The sequence below is a fragment of the Candidatus Schekmanbacteria bacterium genome (genome assembly GCA_003695725.1).
Taxonomy (GTDB): domain Bacteria; phylum Schekmanbacteria; class GWA2-38-11; order GWA2-38-11; family J061; genus J061.
This window is the reverse complement of record RFHX01000151.1, coordinates 1-19,243: the sequence shown is the minus strand read 5'-3', so window position 1 is coordinate 19,243 and position 19,243 is coordinate 1. Positions and strand designations below refer to the sequence as shown.

At 37.0% G+C, this 19,243-nt stretch carries 18 protein-coding genes and 1 pseudogene; 9 read left to right on the top strand and 10 right to left on the bottom strand.

Features of this window, described 5'->3' with window-relative positions; all coding sequences use genetic code 11:
* Positions 1-199 precede the first annotated feature (199 nt).
* A pseudogene (locus D6734_06045) lies at positions 200-277 on the top strand (hypothetical protein).
* 269 nt (positions 278-546) lie between these two features.
* On the opposite strand, the gene D6734_06040 reads toward D6734_06045, so the two are convergent.
* Both D6734_06040 and D6734_06035 read right to left on the bottom strand, forming a co-directional pair.
* A complete protein-coding gene (locus tag D6734_06040) occupies positions 547-885 on the bottom strand; it encodes a YnfA family protein (GenBank protein ID RMF95223.1) in 339 nt (112 codons plus the stop codon).
* Positions 886-1,028: 143 nt separating this feature from the next.
* Complete coding sequence (locus D6734_06035) at positions 1,029-1,451, bottom strand: nucleoside-diphosphate kinase (GenBank protein RMF95222.1); 423 nt, start codon at positions 1,449-1,451, stop codon at positions 1,029-1,031.
* Between the two features lie 183 nt (positions 1,452-1,634).
* Between D6734_06035 and D6734_06030 the strand changes: the two genes are divergently transcribed.
* The 3 genes from D6734_06030 (at position 1,635) to D6734_06020 (ending at position 5,623) form a co-directional block, all read left to right on the top strand.
* Positions 1,635-2,942, top strand: coding sequence for an MFS transporter (locus tag D6734_06030; GenBank protein RMF95221.1), 1,308 nt, complete (start codon positions 1,635-1,637; stop codon positions 2,940-2,942).
* Between the two features lie 114 nt (positions 2,943-3,056).
* Positions 3,057-3,809 (top strand): class I SAM-dependent methyltransferase, encoded by a 753-nt coding sequence (locus tag D6734_06025; protein ID RMF95220.1) that lies wholly within the window; start codon positions 3,057-3,059, stop codon positions 3,807-3,809.
* Positions 3,810-3,892: 83 nt separating this feature from the next.
* Positions 3,893-5,623: a hypothetical protein gene (locus D6734_06020; protein ID RMF95219.1), complete on the top strand. Its 1,731-nt coding sequence runs from the start codon at positions 3,893-3,895 to the stop codon at positions 5,621-5,623.
* Positions 5,624-5,636: 13 nt separating this feature from the next.
* Here the strand turns inward: D6734_06020 and D6734_06015 are convergent, their stop codons facing one another.
* Complete coding sequence (locus D6734_06015) at positions 5,637-6,104, bottom strand: response regulator (GenBank protein ID RMF95218.1); 468 nt, start codon at positions 6,102-6,104, stop codon at positions 5,637-5,639.
* A 213-nt stretch (positions 6,105-6,317) separates the two neighbouring features.
* Here D6734_06015 and D6734_06010 point away from each other — a divergent pair, with 213 nt between their 5' ends.
* Together D6734_06010 and D6734_06005 are read left to right on the top strand one after the other, a co-directional pair.
* On the top strand, positions 6,318-8,321 hold the full coding sequence (locus D6734_06010) for a sodium-translocating pyrophosphatase (protein ID RMF95217.1): 2,004 nt from the start codon (positions 6,318-6,320) through the stop codon (positions 8,319-8,321).
* A 66-nt stretch (positions 8,322-8,387) separates the two neighbouring features.
* Positions 8,388-8,813, top strand: a complete 426-nt coding sequence (locus tag D6734_06005) for a hypothetical protein (protein ID RMF95216.1) — start codon at positions 8,388-8,390, stop codon at positions 8,811-8,813.
* Here D6734_06005 and D6734_06000 read toward each other — a convergent pair whose 3' ends face one another.
* Both D6734_06000 and feoB read right to left on the bottom strand, forming a co-directional pair.
* Entirely contained in the window at positions 8,814-9,470 is a 657-nt protein-coding gene (locus D6734_06000; protein RMF95215.1) for a hypothetical protein, read from the bottom strand.
* 61 nt (positions 9,471-9,531) lie between these two features.
* Positions 9,532-11,520 (bottom strand): ferrous iron transport protein B, encoded by a 1,989-nt coding sequence (gene feoB, locus D6734_05995; protein ID RMF95214.1) that lies wholly within the window; start codon positions 11,518-11,520, stop codon positions 9,532-9,534.
* Positions 11,521-11,729: 209 nt separating this feature from the next.
* Here feoB and D6734_05990 point away from each other — a divergent pair, with 209 nt between their 5' ends.
* Positions 11,730-13,262 (top strand): ATP-binding protein, encoded by a 1,533-nt coding sequence (locus D6734_05990; protein RMF95213.1) that lies wholly within the window; start codon positions 11,730-11,732, stop codon positions 13,260-13,262.
* Between the two features lie 12 nt (positions 13,263-13,274).
* On the opposite strand, the gene D6734_05985 is transcribed toward D6734_05990, so the two are convergent.
* Together D6734_05985 and D6734_05980 are read right to left on the bottom strand one after the other, a co-directional pair.
* The gene (locus tag D6734_05985) at positions 13,275-14,219 is read right to left on the bottom strand and encodes a DUF1722 domain-containing protein (protein ID RMF95212.1); all 945 of its coding nucleotides are present in this window, start codon (positions 14,217-14,219) and stop codon (positions 13,275-13,277) included.
* 12 nt (positions 14,220-14,231) lie between these two features.
* The gene (locus tag D6734_05980; protein ID RMF95211.1) at positions 14,232-15,260 is read right to left on the bottom strand and encodes an alcohol dehydrogenase; all 1,029 of its coding nucleotides are present in this window, start codon (positions 15,258-15,260) and stop codon (positions 14,232-14,234) included.
* A gap of 524 nt (positions 15,261-15,784) precedes the next feature.
* Between D6734_05980 and D6734_05975 the strand changes: the two genes are divergently transcribed.
* Both D6734_05975 and D6734_05970 read left to right on the top strand, forming a co-directional pair.
* Positions 15,785-16,561 carry a ParA family protein gene (locus D6734_05975; protein ID RMF95210.1) on the top strand — a complete coding sequence of 259 codons (777 nt, stop codon included), beginning with the start codon at positions 15,785-15,787 and terminating at the stop codon, positions 16,559-16,561.
* A complete protein-coding gene (locus D6734_05970) occupies positions 16,539-17,399 on the top strand; it encodes a ParB/RepB/Spo0J family partition protein (protein RMF95209.1) in 861 nt (286 codons plus the stop codon). The genes D6734_05975 and D6734_05970 overlap by 23 nt, the downstream gene beginning before the upstream one ends.
* Positions 17,400-17,417: 18 nt before the next feature.
* Here the strand turns inward: D6734_05970 and D6734_05965 are convergent, their stop codons facing one another.
* The 3 genes from D6734_05965 to D6734_05955 form a co-directional block, all read right to left on the bottom strand.
* Positions 17,418-18,236, bottom strand: coding sequence for a hypothetical protein (locus D6734_05965; protein RMF95208.1), 819 nt, complete (start codon positions 18,234-18,236; stop codon positions 17,418-17,420).
* A complete protein-coding gene (locus tag D6734_05960; GenBank protein ID RMF95207.1) occupies positions 18,233-18,988 on the bottom strand; it encodes a hypothetical protein in 756 nt (251 codons plus the stop codon). The genes D6734_05965 and D6734_05960 overlap by 4 nt, the downstream gene beginning before the upstream one ends.
* A gap of 39 nt (positions 18,989-19,027) precedes the next feature.
* The coding region (locus tag D6734_05955) for a hypothetical protein (GenBank protein ID RMF95206.1) at positions 19,028-19,243 on the bottom strand (216 nt) is incomplete at its 5' end.

The window sequence follows — 19,243 nt, the reverse complement described above, 5'->3', positions numbered from 1 at the left end:
GACTAATCGAGACCAAGCATGATCTTACCTTCGCAACAGCAATATGAAATGTAAGCCTATAGTCCTTATTCTTTTAATATCCATTTCTTTGAAATGGAGTCATATTCAAACTCATAGGCATCTAAAAAATCATTGTAATAAAAAATCCAGAATCTCTTCGATATACCAAAAACAATTCGTATCCTTTCGATAGACTCTTTTTTCTCATATTGTGAATAAGCATAATCGGCAACCTCTGAAGCAAATTTTTCCTTTTCATACCTGCCAAGCTTTCTAAAAGGGGAATTTACAAAATTTATTATCAGCAAGCTGTTGTTGTTAATAGAAATAGTAACTAAATCCCAATTATATTTTTTTACAATTTTCTTCTGAAGTGAAACAAGAGCAGATAAATCTCTTATTACCGGCAAATGCATTATTTTGCCAAAATTGAAAATCAACAACAATAGAAGGGCAAAAACTATTATTATCGAGGCAGTAAGAATAATTTTGAATTCTTTATCTATCCTCTTTTGAGAAGTCATCCTAAATTGAGAGAACGAAAAATTAACTCCTTGGCCAATACATTATCACTGCCACACCGCATAGTGCTATGGCTGCGCCGATTATGTCAAACCTGTCAGGTCTTATATTGTCTATTTTCCATCCCCATAATACAGAAAGGGCTATGAAGACTCCACCATAGGCGGCATAGACGCGTCCAAAATGGGCAGGCTGAAAAGTTGGTACTATTCCGTAAAACATTAAAATCACAAACCCTAAAAAGGCATAAGCGAAAGGTTTACCTTCGCGCAGCCACAACCATACAAGATAACCGCCGCCTATCTCGCACAGACCAGCTAAAAGAAAATAGAGGATGGACTTTATAATTGCAAATGTTTCCATTGATAAAACTTTCAAATTAAAAGAATCTCAAAAATGATTTTATACTATTAAATGCACAGCAAAAAAGAAATTTCTTCAATAAAGGATAATTTTATGGAGAGACTTCAAATATGGAATTTTTATATCTATACGCTCTGTCTTATTTATGCAAAAAGTTCAAGCTCACTGAAGAAGAAAGGAATTTCAATCTTTGCAGATTCAGGTGAATCCGAGCCGTGAACAGCATTCTTTTCGATATCTGTACCAAATTTAGCCCGCAATGTCCCTTCAGGAGCTTCCTTTGAATTGGTTGGTCCCATAATATCTCTGACACGACTGATAGCATTTTCACCTTCGAGAGCTAATGCAACCATCTTGCCTGAGGTCATAAATTTGACAAGGTCATCATAAAAGGGTTTGTCCTTATGCACAGCATAAAATAAACGTGCTTCTTCTGTTGTGAGTTTTCTCACCTTTAATGCGAGAATATTGAGGCCTTCATTTTCAAAGCGGTTTATAATTTCTCCGATTGCCTTTTTTGAAACAGCATCGGGCTTTATCATTACAAGTGTTCTTTCTACAGCCATCGCATTGTCTCCTTTTTTTATTTAAAGTGCACTCAATACTTGATAAGAAACTGATTGTCAAGATTAAATAAATCTATACTATTTACAAATTTTTTACAGCTAACAAATAAATTAAAGATAACATTACAAAAATATGCATAAAATATTTTCTTAATTGGAACCTTAAAAATTTAAGGATTTTTTATGAACACAGAAAATGCATCAAAAAGAAAAATATTTGGTATTGAAATGCCGCCTGACCTTCACAAATTCAACTTCTACTCCCTTTTTTGGTGCTCAATGGTAATGCTCATTGGAATTACAGCACCAACCGTGATCCAGCCAATCTACTTGAAGGAAGTTATAGGAATAGCTGCCAAGAATTTTGGAAAGATAAACACTACTTTAGTTGTAATGAATGAAGTGGCATCGATCCTTTTAATCGGATATGTGGGGCTTTTATCAGATAAATTTGGCAGAAGAAATATAATGACCTTTGGTCTTGTTACAAGTGGTATTACATTCATTCTATACGGATATGCCCACAATATTGCCGCCTTGACGAATGCAAGCGCTATTTTATGGGTTTTTGTTTTAAGATCACTTTATGCTGTCTTTCTTCAATTTGCCTGGCCTCATGTTTTTACGATAATTGGAGACTATACATATGAATCAAGCCGCGGAAAGGGGATGGCGGCAATTGGTCTAACCTCTGCGCTTGGCTCTCTTGTAGCCTTTTCTGTCATCGGACTCATTCCAAGAAAATTTGGAATCCTTGCAGCATTTTACACCTGCGGCATTATTTTTCTTTTAAGCGGGCTTGTCTCTCACTTTGGGATCATTGACAGAATCGTAAAATCCAAGGAAAGCCATCATAAAGGAGAACTTCAGCTTTTGAAGGAAGCATGGCAGGTGGTAAAAAAAAGTTCGCCACTCAAAATGTGTTATGGTGCAGGATTTGTTTCAAGGGCTAATGTAGGAGTGCTGGGTTCGATTGTTATGATTTGGGTTGTTCGGGCGGCTCATGAATTCAATATGCCAAGTTCAAAGGCAATGGCTATTGGAGGAATCTCTGTGGGAATATCTGGAATTTTTGGAATTCTTACGGCTCCCCTTTGGGGAATTCTTACGGACCGGTGGGGAAGGATGAGAACTATCTCCTTAAGTCTTGGAATTACAGGCTTAGGATTTCTGCTTCTCTATCCTCTTGAAAGCCCCTTTGGAACAGCTCTTAAACTTATAGTTGTCATCATAGGAGCAGGACAATTTGGAGCAATGACGGCCTCCACGACTCTTGCAACAGACTTATCTCCAAAACAAGTGCTGGGTTCAGTGCTTGGCGGTTTCAATACAAGCGGAGCACTTGGAATTTTCATTCTCACATCTATTGGCGGCTTTGTCTTTGACAGCTTTGGATACACGAGCCCTTTTCTCATAGTGGGGATAGTAAACCTTGCAGTTTGTATCTGGTGCACAGCAATCTACCTCAAATACGGTGAAAAATCCCAATAGATGTCATCTCATTGAAGATCTTTTCAGTAATTTCCATGTCTTCCATTAGCGATATGGGATTGACAAAATAACTGCTTATGCCTTAAAAGAAGAGTTATAATATTTTACGGGAAAATGTTTGAATCTAAAAAAGGGAACTATACCTCGTGGCGTTATCAAAAAAAATGCTTCGAACGAATGTATCTAAACACAACAGAAGAGTTTCTCAAAAGATACGACCCCCATTTAATTGAGGAAAAAGAGGTTTTAAAGAAGCGTATTATAAAATTGTTCGATTTTCTGTTCCCCCAAAAATGCGAAAAACTCCTCGACATAGGGTGCGGTATCGGTTTTTATTTTAAAATCTTAAAAAGATATACGAATAAAATCTATGCTACTGATATAAGTGAACTTTACTTAAACAGAGCAAAGGAAAACACAGAGAGTTTCAACCTCAAAGAAATCTATTACAACCTCAATTTATCAAATCAGCTTCCTTTTAAATCCGAAAGCTTTGATGTAGTCTTTGTTTTTTCTGTTATTCATCATATGGAAGATGTTGACGAATCAATCAATGAAATACATCGCGTCCTAAAAAAAGGAGGCAGATGTATAATTATCGAACCAAATATCTTCAATCCAGCAATGTTTTTGTTTCTCGTTCTAAAAAAACATGAAAGAGGAATCTTTCATATTACAAGAAAAAAATTAGAAAAAAAATTAAGCAGAAAATTTGAAAGAATTGAGTATCATCCAACAACTTTTCAGGTTAGTTTCACTGATCCTTTTTCAAATCTTTTGATAAAGATAATAGACATTTTTCCAAAGTTTATGATGTATTTCTTGGCTATTCATTACATCTTAATTGCAGAAAAAAACATAAAATGACGATAACCATTTTCTGGATTTTTATACATAAAGTTAGTTGTGATAAAAAAATATTTTCATAAAGAAAGCTCTCATCACTTTAAATGAATAAGATTCTCTCAAAAAAAAACGGGTATATTTTTATTTTAATCGTTATCGGTTTAATATTGCGGCTATGGGGAATAAATTTTGGGCTTCCCCTCAAATACGCAAGGCCGGATGAAGACCAAATCGTAGAAACATCAATATATCTTTTCACAGGTGATTATAATCCTCATTTTTATTATTATCCACATCTTTTCATTTATCTTAACCATTTTCTATACAGAATAATTTATTATTTAGGATACTTGGCCGGTACGTATGAAAACTATTTGGACTTTGTCAAAAATTTCATAATATCGCCATCTCTTTTCTTTCTCGTACCTCGCCTATTTTCAGCATTTGTTGGCACATTTACTATTTGGCTGACATACATAACAGCACGGCGTTTTTATGGAAAGGAGGCAGGGATTTTTTCTTCATCCCTACTTACCTTTGCTTATCTTCATATAAGAGATTCTCATTTTGGCACAACTGACATTTGCCTTACAGCCTCTATTCTTCTAACTGCCTTTTTCACAGCAAAAATTCTTCAAAATGGTAAGGGTTACATTTCTTCGGCAATAGCAGGAGGCATTGCAGCCGGTTTCAAATACAATGGCGCGCTTTCATCGATTTTTGTTTTTACAGCCCATCTTCTTTTCTATTTAAAGAGCGGTAAGGGGATAAAAAGAGCACTCCTTGACCTAAAAATCTACCTCACTGGAATATTGATGACAATAATATTCCTTGTCACTTCTCCGGGCCTTATTCCCGAATACGAAACATTTCTCAAGAAGCTTAAATTTATGGCGAAATGGATTTATCAAAGCGGAAAAACAAATTTGGAAATCGGCTGGCTTTTCTATTTGAAAACAACCCTGCTTTCAGGGATAGGATTTCCATTTCTTCTCTTATCGCTCATAGGATTTCTCTATATGCTCTACCGCCACAAATATGAAGACATCGTGCTTCTGAGTTTTCCTCTCTTCTATTATATATACATTGGTAATGGCTATGGAGTTTTTTCACGATATATGATTCCAATCATACCCTTTCTTGCAATATATGCGGGCAACTTTCTCGTTGAAATTTATCAGGAAAAAGGCATTTTAAAAAAGAAAGGTAAAATCGTTTCTGTTACTCTTCTTACAATTGCGATAATTCCCTCTCTTTTAAATGCCGTCAAGTGTGATATCCTCATGTCAAAAAAAGACACGAGAATCGAGGCAAGAGAATGGATCGAGAATAACATTCCCTTTGGCAGCAGGATTTACCTTTATTCATCATACAAATACAATATACCTTATCTTGAAAGAGGAAAGGAAGCCATAAATAGGGAAATTTCCATCTTTGAAAAGGTATTGTCCAACAACAATAGAAACCATTACAGATTATATCTTGACTCTTACCGCTATATGCTCAAAAAAGGAATTATCCCCCTTAGAAACTCTTATGAATATATTTTCAGCAATAATTTTACTGAAGAAGACATAGAGAAATACAAAATTGAGTATCTTATAACAGGAAACAGCTTTCTCCTTTTTTATTCAAGCCCCATAGAAAAGGTAATGCCTATTATAAAAAGACGCTTTCGACTAATTAAAACATTTTCTCCACTTAAGGAAAATATAGAAAAACCCTCGAAAGCTGTTTTTGATATTCTCGATGCCTTCTATCTGCCCTTGTCTGGATTTGACGAATTTGAAAAACCGGGACCTCTAATAAAAATCTATGCTCTGAAAAAAGATTAAGAAATACTGTCTCTTAAATGATATATTTCAACCTTTCGGTCAATTCCTTTGTTTTCTTGTCTGAGCTTTTCTCCAAATCCTTCAAAAATGCCTGCCTTTTCTTCGTAAGATTGTAATGTTCGACAGCATTTTTAACCAGAAGCAGAAGCTCCTTATGGTCAAAAGGCTTATTCAAAAAACCAAATGGCTGAAGTTCATTCACAATAACATTTTCATCCATATCACCAGGATAACCTGTCACAAAAATAAAGGGAATATTTCTTGTCTTTCTTGCTTTTCTCAAAACAGTAAATCCGTCGATTCCGGGCATTTTGATATCACAGACGACAGCCGCATATTCATTAGCCGCAATTTTTTCCAGTGCCTCCTGTCCATCACATGCTTCAGTTACTTCATATTCTGTATCCTCGAGAGTATTGCAAATCGTTTGTCTTGCTATTTCATCGTCATCTACTACAAGTACTGATTTTACTTCTTTCATTTTATATTCTCCTTATTAACCAGATTTTTGAAAGTTTTTTATTAGCTTTGTGATTTTTTAATTAAAGATTTATATAAATGTCAATAATAAGTTTAACCCTAAACTAACTTCTTGACATAAATCAACCCCTTATGTTAGCTAATTACCTCAATTTTTCAATTTTTTCAAACTGTTAAAGAAAAGTTAACATAAAATGAAGGAGAAACAATAAAAATGAACAACGAATTTCTTTTTTTGGCAAACCCGATAATGGGAGTTGTAGGAATTATTATAGCTGCGGCTATCTATTTCAACATCAAGAGTCGCCCAGCCGGTAGTGAAAAAATGATAGAAATCTCAGAAGCCATCCATGAAGGTGCAATGGTATTTCTCTTCAGAGAATACAAGATACTCATTTTCTTTGTCATCATTGTCGCCTCTCTTCTTGGCTTTTTTCTAGACATCTACACGGCTATTGCATTTACAACAGGCGCCTTTTGTTCTGCTTTTGCAGGATTTTTCGGAATGAAAGCCGCCACGAGGTCGAATGTAAGGACATCCCAAGCAGCCGGTGAACAGAAGCCCGATGAAGCACTTAATATTGCCTTCAAAGGCGGTACAGTTATGGGGCTTTCAGTTGCCAGTCTTGGCTTGATTGGAGTGGGTATTTACTATCTTATTTTTCAAAAAGTTTTCGGTGGTGACCCTGCAATGGCAAAATTCATAAACGGTTTTGCAATGGGTGCAAGCTCCATAGCGCTTTTTGCAAGAGTCGGAGGCGGCATCTACACAAAAGCTGCTGATGTAGGTGCTGATTTAGTAGGAAAGGTCGAGGCAGGAATCCCTGAAGACGACCCCCGCAACCCTGCAACTATCGCAGACAATGTTGGTGACAATGTTGGTGACATAGCAGGTATGGGGGCAGACATCTTTGAATCTTATGTAGGTTCGATCATTGCAACAATTGCAATTGCCGCGACATCTCCATCGTTTACATTAAACCGTTCAGAAGGAATGCTTCTTCCATTGGTTCTTGCAACAGTAGGTCTTATAAGTTCACTTATTGGTGTTGCTTCTATGTCCATACTTAAAAAAATGAATCCCCAAAGTGCGCTTCGTTATTCAACATTCATAGCAGCCGGTATCTTCCTGATTGCGGCATATGCAAATGTGAATATCTTTTTCAAAGGCAATGTAAGCATCTTTTGGGCAATCTTCTCAGGATGTCTTGCAGGAATTCTGATAGGCCTTTTGACTGAATATTTCACTTCGGCAAGCCCCATCAGAAGAATTGCAGAATCCTGCAAAACCGGTTCGGCAACAAATATCATCACAGGACTTGCTGTTGGAATGGAAAGCACAGCACTTCCAATAATAACAATATGCCTTGCAATTTTTGTCTCTTACAAGTTTGCAGGCCTTTATGGAATAAGCGTAGCTGCTGTTGGAATGCTTGCAACAGTAGGAATCACAATGTCTGTAGATGCCTACGGACCTATAGCTGACAATGCCGGTGGAATTTCGGAAATGGGAGGACTTGGTCCTGAGGCAAGAAAAATAACTGACGGACTCGATGCACTTGGTAACACGACAGCTGCTATCGGAAAGGGCTTTGCAATTGGTTCTGCCGCTCTTACAGCAATTTCACTCTTTGCTGCATACAGCTCGGCTGCAAAACTCAAGTTTATCGATATTATGAATCCAATGGTTGTCATAGGATTATTTCTTGGCGGCATCCTTCCCTTCTATTTTGGAGCGTTAACGATGAGCGCTGTTGGGAAAGCTGCTCAGGGAATGGTTGAGGAAGTAAGGCGTCAGTTCAAAGAAATAAAGGGGCTAATGGAAGGTAAAGCCAAACCTGATTATGCAAGATGTGTTGACATTTCAACAACAGGTGCGCTGAAACAGATGATTCTGCCGGGGATGCTTGCAATATTGGCTCCTGTCATTGTTGGCTTTGTTCTTGGTAAAGAGCCGCTTGGCGGTCTTCTTGCAGGTGCCACGATAACAGGTGTTTTAATGGCGCTTTTTATGGCTAACAGCGGGGGAGCTTGGGATAATGCCAAAAAATACATAGAAGAGGGGAATCTTGGCGGCAAGGGGTCAGACCCTCATAAGGCTGCAGTTGTTGGAGATACAGTTGGCGACCCTTTCAAAGATACATCAGGTCCTTCTATGAATATCTTAATAAAGCTAATGTCTATTGTTTCTTTAATATTGGCTCCCCTTCTTTCATAAAAGTAAAACTTTTAAGCCAGACACTGTTCTTTGTGTCTGGCTTTTTCTTTTTTGGGAGAAAAAATTATGAAAGAGAAAAATCTAAAAGACGAAGCGGCAGAAACTTATCTAAAAGGATTCAATTGTGCTGAAGCAATGGTAGCTTTTTTCAATGAAAAATATTCCCTCAATTTGAATTCTCGACTTGCCACAGGTATGGGAGCAGGAATTGGAGGCGAAAAAAATCTTTGTGGCGCGCTGAATGGTGCTGTCTTGGTTCTTGGTGCAATCTTTGGAAGAGACGACCCCACAGCGGATTCCTCTGATATATATAAAATGTCATCTGAATTTTTCAAAAGATTCAAGGAAAAGATGAAGACAACGATTTGTGAAGAAATAACTTCAGATATTCAATGGAAGAGTCCTGAACACAAAGATTTGTGTTCAAAAATAGTAGGAGAGGCAGCAGCAATTCTTGATGAGATAATTAAAAAGAACCTGAAAAAGCAATAATCAACATTTCTTTACATAGATATCCTGTGCTATTTCATCGTCCATTGCAATTGTTGTTTCATCGAAACATACAACAAGACTTGGCTGTTTTTGGTGTACTTTTACTATTGTGCCCGGCATCAATCCCATAGAAGCAAGCTTGTCAATTCTGCTATGGTCTTCTGAAAACATATATGCAATCCTTCCTCTCTCTCCAACATCAAGCGAGTTAAGAGATTTGATGATGCTTTCAACTTTATATTTATTCTTAATACAACACTCACCAGGAGGAATCGGTTTTCCATCAGGACAAAATTTTGGATGACCAAGAAGAGTACAGATATTGTCTGTTACTTCCTTATCAAGGATATGTTCAAAATCACAGGCATGTTTCTCTGCAGCCGCCTCATCTTCCACACCCAAAACATCATGCAAAAGCCGCTCTGCGAGACGATGACGCCTTATAATATTGCTTGCTTCGAGCTTGCCCTTTTCTGTCAGATAGAGATTGCCCTCCCCATTTAAACCAATCATTTCAAGCTCTTTTAAATTTGAAATTAGTTCATCAATAGCTTTTTCACCAAAATATCTTTTCAATTCTTCTATTTTTGCATAACCATTATCTGAAATAGCCTCGATAAGCTGAAGCATCTCTTCTCTGTATTGATTTGTCAACATAACATCAATCCTCTCTTTTCTTTTCTATTTCTCAATTTTCTATAGGCAAAACATAAATGCTTTAAAATACATTAAAAAATCTCAAGATTTGATTCAGGACTGCTCCAGTTAGCATTGCATAGAAAATCACAAAAAGCGTAATCGCCATAGCCACCTTTAAGCCAAGCTCTTTTATCATAACAAAAAGATGAGCAACACAGGGCACAAAAAGCACCATCACCGTAACAGACACAGTTGTCTGCAAGATATCGATATAGCCCTCCTTGGCAAGACGAAAAAGCCCGGCTGCGCCAAAATCCCGCCTCAAAAAACCCACTATGAATGCTTCTGCTGTCTCAGCGGGCAACGACAAAAGCCCTGAAAGAATGGGTTTGACAGCTTCCTGCACCATCAAGAGTATACCGGTCTTTTCAAATAAGAAAAGACAAAATGTACCAAGCAAAAAAAGCGGAACGGCTTCTTTCATAAACCACACAATACGATGGAATGTTTTTACGATAATATTGTCAATTTTTGGTATTCGTATTGGCGGAATTTCGCTCAAAAAATCAGATGACTTACCGGGAATAACCTTTGCCGCAAGCAAGCCAACTATCAATAACTGAATAATCACAGTTGCAACAACAATGAGAAGCGCCTTCAATGACATACCGCCAAGCATTCCTATTATTACACCCAACTGCGCCGAGCAGGGCACACCAAGAGCAAGAAGCAATGTTGCAATGACCCTTTCGCGTCTTGTTTCAAGAATCCTTGTTGTAAGAGTTGCCATTGTATCGCATCCAAGACCAAGCACCATTGGAAGGACTGCTCGTCCCTGAAGTCCAATCTTTTTAAAAAGTCGGTTTGACATTATCGTAAGGCGAGGCAGATACCCGGAGTCCTCCAAAATCCCAAAGAAGACGAAGAAAAAACCGACTATAGGAAATACTATTGCCACTGCATATGTAAGCCCCATACTGATAAGTCCATATTCACCCATAAGCATCTCATACAAAATTTGCGGGGTATTGACATATTTTAGAAAAGAAGCAATTCTAGGATTGATAAATTCTCCAAACACCTTGGACTCTAAAAAATCTACTGCAACACCTGCCCCTAAAACCCCAACAATCTCATAAAGAAGAAAGAGGACAAAGAGAAGCACAGGAAGCCCATAAAGTGGATGAATCATAATGTCACCAAGGAAGTTTCTGAATTGCGCTTCTTTCTTCTTTTTCAAACTTACGCACTGGTCATAAATCTCATTCACAAACCTATACCGCTCTCTGCTTATTATAAAATTCACAGGGTCTCTAAAATTTAGTTTTGTTCCTTCAACAATTTCCACAACGCTCTTCCAGTCAGCATTAGGAAAAAATTGTTTCAGCTTTTTCAGAAGACTCTTATCACCTGCAAGAAGCATTAGTGCAATTGACCTTTTTGAGATTTTCAATCCATCAGGAAGAAGCTCAATAATTTCGGAAATTGATTTTTCAATTGCCTGATTATATGTAAAGGAAATCGTTGGTACCTGAAAATGATTCATTGCCTTCTTTATTTCGGAAAGCCCTGTCTTCTGCGTAGCCACAGAGGGTATTACTCTTACTCCAAGAAGTGAAGAAAGTTTCCCCAAATCAATATTTATACCTCTTTCCATCGCCTCATCGAAGACATTCAGCACAAGAATGATTGGAATCCCCATCTCAGCAAGTTGTGTAGTAATAAGAAGTGAGCGTTTAAGGTTTTTAGCATCTGCAACCTGAATGATGCCAACAGGATTTTCTTCAAGAATAAGATTTCTCGTTACTCTTTCATCCTCTGAGCGCGGTATCAAAGAATTAACTCCGGGGCTGTCAATAATTCTTACCTCAACTTTTTTCCCTTCTTTTTCGTCATAGAAGCTATACTGCCCCTCACTGATATCAATCGTGGTGCCAGGATAATTTGAAACAACTACATAAGTGCCAGTGAGATTTCCAAAGATGACGCTTTTACCAACATTTGCATTTCCAACGAGAATAATAGATGGTTGTGCAGTTTCTTCCATTTTATCAAGATTTGTATGCATCTCGTCCCTTTTTCGTCAAATTGTTATTGAGAGTCAATCTCAATATTAAATCTTTTTACCCTTTTGTCAAGTTATTTTATCATTTGAACAAATATTCAAATTTCGATTTCTCTGTAATATGAAATGTCTCTCTAAATTCTTCATTGACAAATCTCTCATAAAAATACATAATAGACGAAAAATATACAAAATTAACTAATTATCTCAATATGATTTCAAGGGTTGAATCATCGACAACGATAGGAATTGAAGCATACACCGTCCATGTTGAAATTGATGCTGCTCCGGGAATTCCCTCATATAACACAGTCGGACTTCCTGACACAGCGGTGCGAGAAAGCCGAGAAAGAGTAAAAGCGGCAATAACGAATTCCGGCTACAAATTCCCTGTCAAAAAAATTACCGTAAATCTTGCACCTGCCAATATGAGGAAGGAAGGTCCCATTTTTGATCTTCCTATTGCTGCAGGAATTTTGAGTGCCTGCATACCTCAAGCCCGAATAACAAGATTTGGTTATGTCATTGCAGGAGAACTATCCCTCGATGGTAGTATTCGTCCTATAAAAGGAGTTCTGCCAATGGCGCTTGCGGCAAAAAAAAATGGTAAACGGGGAATCATCATACCCTTTCAAAACCGTCTTGAAGCTTCTTTGGTGGATGGAATAGAGGTAATCCCTGTCAATCACTTGACGGAAGCAGTAAACTTTCTAAATGGAAATATTGAAATATCCCCTTATAAATCAAATATTAAAGAGCTTTTTCAAAGACAAAATGGCATTGAACCCGATTTTTGCGATGTCAAAGGGCAGGAGCATGCAAAGAGAGCGCTTGAAATAGCCGCAGCAGGAAGCCATAACATTTTGATGATTGGCTCACCGGGCGCAGGTAAAACAATGCTTGCTCGACGTCTTCCATCGATTTTGCCTGAAATGACCTTTGAAGAAGCAATCGAGTGCACACGGATTCACTCTGTATTAGGAAATATAAACTCAAACTTTCCAATAATCAATAAAAGACCTTTCAGAAGTCCACATCATTCTATTTCTGATGCAGGATTGATAGGTGGCGGCACCTCGCCTATGCCGGGAGAAGCGAGCATCGCCCATAATGGCGTTCTATTTCTCGATGAATTGCCTGAATTTAGACGAAATGTAATAGAATCTTTGCGTCAACCGCTTGAAGACGGAAAAATAACAATATCACGAGCAACAGGCTCTCTCACATTTCCTTCAAAATTTATGCTCGTTGCAGCACTCAATCCCTGTCCATGCGGTTATCGTTTTGATGAGAATAAACAATGTATCTGCACTCCAAACCAAATTCAGCGATACCTTGCCAAAATTTCAGGACCTCTACTTGACAGAATTGATATTCATATAGAAGTGCCATCCTTAAAATTTAGAGAAATGGCAAACGATACAAGAGGTGAAAGTTCGGAAACAATCAGAAAGAGAGTCAACAAAGCACGACAAATTCAGCTTAAACGATATGAGGGAAGCGGGATATTTTTCAACTCCCGTATGACACAAAAGCATATAAGGGAATTCTGTCGAATAAACAAAGAATCAAAAGACCTTTTAGAGGCCGCAATCAGAAAATTCTCCCTCTCCGCAAGGGCTTATGACAGAATCCTCAAGATTGCGCGCACAATTGCAGATCTCGATGAAGCTGAAAAGATAAAAACAGAGCATATTGCAGAAGCAATCCAATATAGAAGCCTAGATAGGAATGAATATTATTAATTTATGAATTGATTAGATATCGATTTGATCCAACGAAGGAGGGTATGGTCTCAAAACTCTCTGATTCAATAGATTTTTTTCATCAAATCTTATAGCCCATTGATAAAGAAGGGCACGAGGCACAGAAAGAGAAATCTCTCTTTTTTTTAATCTCTCAATTAATTCCAAGAAATTCTTCTTTTCTTGAGATGACAACTTATCTGACACAAAAACAAAGCTATAACTAAACACTTTACACCACGAATTATATGTTGGTCTATGAGACAAAAGTTCATTCATAACTGCTTCATAGGATGAATTCACTGATTTTACTGATTTTTTTTCGGCCTTTTCAATAATTCTGTCTAATTTTCTCACTCTGGATTCATTATAGAGAAGAAATAACAATTTGTATTCATTATGAAATTTTGTGAGAGAATGAATAGAAGCTTTTTTCTTAACTGTCCTGAATAATGAACTGAGATGGATTCGAATCAAAAAAAATTCTCTTATTCTGATATTATTCAGGCGTCTTTCATCTTCACAAGGAATAGCAGGATTCATTTTCAAAAGATATTCTGCAAAAAGACCGCTTCCTTTTGATATAGGGATACTATCATATGCTGAAGAATAAATTTTAACATCCCTTAATCCGCACGATGGAGAACGGCTTTTTAGAATTGCGCCATCGATATTAGCGAATACTTTGGCATTTTTATTTGAAAATGCTCTCAACTTTCTTGTATAATGCTTTTTAGACTCTATTTGGTACAGTTTTTTCTTGCCATTCTCGATAACTACCTTTAGCGGTTTTCGTGGTACTCCCAAGCCTATTTCAACTTCAGGACATAGAGGTATAAAATCTACATATTTCCTTAATTTTTCAATGAAGGGGTCATAAATGAGTTTACCATTATACCTGCATGCATCGAATCCAAGGCATTTGCTTATTAGAATCGTTGGTTTTATATATCTCATAAATTGACTGAATTACGAAATCACCAAAACATTTGCACCGCGAATATTTCCCTTCTTAATCTTCAAAAGCACATCATTGGCTTCCTCTAATTCGAAGGTATTAACTTCTGGTTTGATATTTATCTCTGCGGCAAGCTTGAGAAACTCTTCAACATCTTTTCTTGTAACATTCGCAACACTTTTTATTTCCTTCTCAAGCCAAAGATGAACAGGATAATCTATTGATATTAAAGCATTTTTGTCTATATCCTCTTTTCTTATGGCATTTATGACAAGACGGCCGCCCGGAGAAAGTTTTTTGAGCGATTCAATAACCGGCATCCACACCGGTGTTGTATCTATTATGCAGTCTATCTTCTCGAAAGGGGTTTCTTTGATGTCTCCCGCCCATACAGCCCCTAATTCAAGAGCAAAACGTCGTTCTTTTTCACTTCGTGCAAACACATATATATCGGTCTGCGGATATAAATATCTTGCCATTTTGAGCACCAAATGCCCTGATGCTCCAAAACCCGTCAATCCAAGCCGCTGTCCGTTTTCAATTCCCGTAAGCATCAATGAGCGATAACCGATTGCTCCAGCACAGAGAAGCGGCGCAGCCTCGATATCAGATAAAGGATCAGGAATTTCATATGCAAATTCTCTTTTAACGACCATATATTCTTCATATCCTCCATTCACATCACGGCCTGTTGCACGAAATTCCGAACACAAATTTTCTTTTCCACTTATACACAGCTTACATTTTCCACAGGCAGAGTTAATCCAGGCAACGCCTACACGCTTGCCTATCACATCTTTTTCCACATTTTTCCCCACTTTTTCCACAACACCAACAACTTGATGGCCCGGCACTACAGGAAGTGCGGGCGGCGCTGTACGTCCCTCTATTTCATCGATTTCAGTGTGGCAAACTCCGCATACCTTTACCTTTATAAGTATTTCATCGTTAGATGGCTGAGGAATTGGTATGTCGACCTTCTGCAAAGGTGAATTCTCCACATCGAGAGAGCAAATTCTATTCAAAAGCATTGCCTTCATAATCGACTCCCTTTCTTTCTTCAAAACCTATCCAGTTCATTATCAAAGAAAATGCATTAAAATTTTATTTCAGATGAAATTGCTCCAAGACGCCATTCCAGATGCTGATTATATGAGCTTTTATCTTTCCCCTCTTTATAATTTTTATTCATTATCTTTGTCCAAATTTTCTACAAAGTATAAACGCAAGAAACTATCTTTTCAATGACAAGTTTTCACATCGAATGTTCCACGTGGAACATTTTTAGCTGTTAAAAAAATGTTTAAAACTTTTAATTTTAAAAATCTCAATTTCTAATATATTGATTTTTAAAATCATTTTTTACAAAAATGCCTTTTCGAATTATCCACAATTTTTCAACATATATGAAATAAAGATTTTTTTTGATTTTTATTCCTCTTTATGATTATCTAATCACAATCAAAAATGTTCCACGTGGAACATTTTGGGTTTTCTTTTTTTCTTGCCCAACAAGAAATATTCAGTTACGATAAAAATATAAGTATCAAAGATTAATGGAATTATGGGAAAAGTAATTGCCGTTGCCAATCAGAAGGGAGGAGTCGGGAAAACCACAACCTCGATCAATGTGTCTGCTTGCCTTGGTGAAAAAGGAATAAGCACTTTACTCATCGATTTGGATCCCCAAGGAAATGCAACAAGCGGATTAGGGTTAAATCATGCAGATGCGACAAAATCTATTTACAGAGCAATATTGGGGAGAAAAAAGATATCTGAAGTCCTTGTTGACAGTATGTTTCCCACCTTGAAGGTAATTCCTTCAACGAACGAACTATTTGGTGCCGAAGTGGAACTTATGGATGTCTCTCCTCGTGAAAGCCTCTTGAGAAATTGTCTTCAAGAAATTAGGGATTCCTTTGAATTCATCATAATAGATTGTCCTCCTTCATTGGGAGTGCTTACAGTGAACGCGCTTTGCGCATCCGATTCCGTCCTTATTCCTCTTCAATGTGAATATTATGCTCTTGAAGGAATGGCTCAAATTTTTACAACCATAAGAAAAATCAGAGAAACCATCAACCCTGACCTTGAAATAGAAGGCATTTTACTTACGATGCAGGATGTGAGAACGAATCTTTCATTAGAAGTGTGTGAAAATGTAAGAGAAAAATTTGGGGAAAAAGTATTCAAAACCGTTATTCCCCGAAATGTGCGCCTTTCAGAAGCACCAAGTTTTGGAAAACCTATCATACTCTACGACAAAAACTCGAAAGGCGCTGAAACTTATAAACAATTAACAGAGGAAATCATAAATAATGAAAAGGAAATCATTAGGTAAAGGGTTAGATGCGCTCATCTCTTCAGGAGATGAAATCAAGGAATTGAAAAGAGAATTTGTCAAAGAGATCAATCTCAAAGACATTAAACCGGGAAAACATCAGCCGCGAAAAAGTTTCGATGATGAAAAGATGCAGGAATTGGTTTCTTCCATAAAAACAAAGGGGGTAATTCAGCCAATACTTGTAAAAAAGAAGGGGAAGCACTTTATCATTATTGCTGGTGAAAGGCGGTGGCGTGCAGCGAAAAAAGCAGGAATAGAAAAAATCCCGGCAATCGTGAAAGATATACCTGACAAAGAGATTGAAGAAATTGCCCTCATAGAAAATATTCAGCGTGAAGATTTAAATCCGATCGAAGAAGCAGAGGCATATGGACACTTGATGAAGGAACACAATTTAAATCAAAACGAGCTTGCTTCGATAGTTGGGAAGGAAAGAAGTACTATTGCAAATTATCTGCGTCTTCTCAAATTGCCTGAAAAGGTCAAGCAATACATAGTAAATGAAGAAATATCTATGGGGCATGCCCGTGTTATTTGCGGCATAGAGAAGGAAGAGGATCAAATTGCACTTGCCGAATTGATAGTAAGGGATTCCCTTTCAGTCAGGCAGACTGAAAAAATTGCCTCTCAGGGTATAAAAATTGAAAAAAATATAATAAAATCCAAAAAGAGCGAGAAATCTCCTGAAATAGTTGCCTTGGAAGAGCGGCTCAGAGAAGCATTGGCAACGAAGGTTAAACTCTCTCACAACGAAAAAACTAATCGGGGAAAGATTATTATAGAATACTACTCATTGGATGAGCTTGACCGAATGCTCGAGATACTCACAGAGTAGGTCAAGCAATACTACATCTTACTTTATATAACCCAAAGCTTTCAATCTTTCTAAATCCTTTTTATCAGAAGCCTTCAATTCAGGTATAATTTCCTTTTTAACGACTCCTTCATAGCTCTTTATATATGAAATCGGAAACTTGGATAACCAATCATCATCTATAACTTCCGTTAAAACCCTCCCCTTCATATCCTTTGCAACAGGGAATCCTAACAGATGAAGTACTGTAGGGGCAATGTCAAAAATTGTGGCATTCTTAATTTCTGCTGATTTTTTAATATTCTTTCCTGAAATTATTATAATTCCATTTCTTCTATGATTTCCCGATGATCTTTCATATCTTTTGATAACTTTCATGAGTAATTTATCAAATAAACTCCTTCTCCAAGGCCCCATTCCGTGGTCTGAAATTATAATTGTTACTGTATCGTCATCTATTGAAGAGTAAAGATTTCCAACAGCTTCGTCCAAGAAAATGTAATAATTTTCAATAATTTTACCAAAAATTTCGACATCCTTGTCTGAGACATCATCAAAATAATGTGGTTCATAATACTTCCAAAAGGCATGCTCGATTCCATCAGGACCTAAAAAATAAACTGCTTTGAAATCACTTTCAGTTTTCATAAACTTTGTTGAAATCTCTTCAAAAAAGAGATCTCGCATAAAATCGTGTCTTAAAATTTCGATTCGTTTCATTTCAGGTGATTTTTCACTATTATGGCTATTTGCATCTTCTTCCATTAAAGATGTCATCTTTTGTCCAAAATATTTTCTAAATACACTTTCTTTCTCAGCAGAAAGACTAATCTCTATTTCAGAAGCTTCTTTACTCAAAACATTTGGATAGAAGGCTGTATCCTTTTTAAAGGATTATCAGCCGCCATTGAAACCATTATACCGTTGACTCTTTCGACAGGCCAAGTGCACCACCAACCATAAACTTCACAAAACTTCCCATAATGGCTCAAAATATTCCAAATTCTATTTGTCCTAATGTGGTATGATTTAGGAGTATTCAATTTAAAGATATTGTAAGTAAATGGAAATCTGAAAGGGAGAGGATGTTTCATTCCGGGCAATGAAACCATGATTAGGTCTTGGACTCCATTTTCTCTTGGAGTCTTGCCGGTTGCTATGGATGTCCATAGAGCTGAGCTGAACATACCTCCTCCTGCTGTGTTTTTGAATGGATTTATTGGCGATATGTAGCTTCTCAAATCTCCCTTTGAGCCATTGGAAATAATCTTCTCAATATTGGGAAGTTTGCCCTCTTTCAATAAGTTATCAGCAATATGCCAAGTTGCTCCATCAAGCCCAATCAACAATATCTTGAGATTTGTATTCGTAATGAAAACATTTTCCTTCTCATTTGTTCTATTGGCTTTTGGACTACTACCTGACATTAAGAATGCGCTTACAAAAAGCAATATGGCAATTGTTATAATCGCTACATCGATATTCAGAAATTTGCTACTTGTCTGTATTTTTTCAGTTACTGCGGCTATGATTTTAAGAATGGCAAAAGAGAGGGAGGCGCAAAGCAGAAGAATTATAATTTCAATTACAATGTTAGAAAATTCTGTCACATCAATTGGTCTTTTATAGAGAAAAAATAGGAAAAGAGACTAAGAGGAGAAAAAAATTGTCAAAGCAAACCAGATATAAAAATTCATCAGTTTTCTCATCGTCCACTGAAAGTTGAAGAAAACCATCACAAATCTGCATATGACACCTATGAAAAAGCCAACAACTATCCAAACTACTAAATTGGCAACTGTGATATAGAAAGAAAGCAAAAGAGAATCGAAAGGATAAATAAACATCTTTCCTAAATATAGGAT

What these genes read in the sequence shown, in the direction of transcription:
- D6734_06040 (RMF95223.1), bottom strand. Translation starts at nt 885, where the DNA reads ATGGAAACATTTGCAATTATAAAGTCCATCCTCTATTTTCTTTTAGCT.
- D6734_06035 (RMF95222.1), bottom strand. Translation starts at nt 1,451, where the DNA reads ATGGCTGTAGAAAGAACACTTGTAATGATAAAGCCCGATGCTGTTTCA.
- D6734_06030 (RMF95221.1), top strand. Translation starts at nt 1,635, where the DNA reads ATGAACACAGAAAATGCATCAAAAAGAAAAATATTTGGTATTGAAATG.
- D6734_06025 (RMF95220.1), top strand. Translation starts at nt 3,057, where the DNA reads ATGTTTGAATCTAAAAAAGGGAACTATACCTCGTGGCGTTATCAAAAA.
- D6734_06020 (RMF95219.1), top strand. Translation starts at nt 3,893, where the DNA reads ATGAATAAGATTCTCTCAAAAAAAAACGGGTATATTTTTATTTTAATC.
- D6734_06015 (RMF95218.1), bottom strand. Translation starts at nt 6,104, where the DNA reads ATGAAAGAAGTAAAATCAGTACTTGTAGTAGATGACGATGAAATAGCA.
- D6734_06010 (RMF95217.1), top strand. Translation starts at nt 6,318, where the DNA reads ATGAACAACGAATTTCTTTTTTTGGCAAACCCGATAATGGGAGTTGTA.
- D6734_06005 (RMF95216.1), top strand. Translation starts at nt 8,388, where the DNA reads ATGAAAGAGAAAAATCTAAAAGACGAAGCGGCAGAAACTTATCTAAAA.
- D6734_06000 (RMF95215.1), bottom strand. Translation starts at nt 9,470, where the DNA reads ATGTTGACAAATCAATACAGAGAAGAGATGCTTCAGCTTATCGAGGCT.
- feoB (RMF95214.1), bottom strand. Translation starts at nt 11,520, where the DNA reads ATGCATACAAATCTTGATAAAATGGAAGAAACTGCACAACCATCTATT.
- D6734_05990 (RMF95213.1), top strand. Translation starts at nt 11,730, where the DNA reads ATGATTTCAAGGGTTGAATCATCGACAACGATAGGAATTGAAGCATAC.
- D6734_05985 (RMF95212.1), bottom strand. Translation starts at nt 14,219, where the DNA reads ATGAGATATATAAAACCAACGATTCTAATAAGCAAATGCCTTGGATTC.
- D6734_05980 (RMF95211.1), bottom strand. Translation starts at nt 15,260, where the DNA reads ATGAAGGCAATGCTTTTGAATAGAATTTGCTCTCTCGATGTGGAGAAT.
- D6734_05975 (RMF95210.1), top strand. Translation starts at nt 15,785, where the DNA reads ATGGGAAAAGTAATTGCCGTTGCCAATCAGAAGGGAGGAGTCGGGAAA.
- D6734_05970 (RMF95209.1), top strand. Translation starts at nt 16,539, where the DNA reads ATGAAAAGGAAATCATTAGGTAAAGGGTTAGATGCGCTCATCTCTTCA.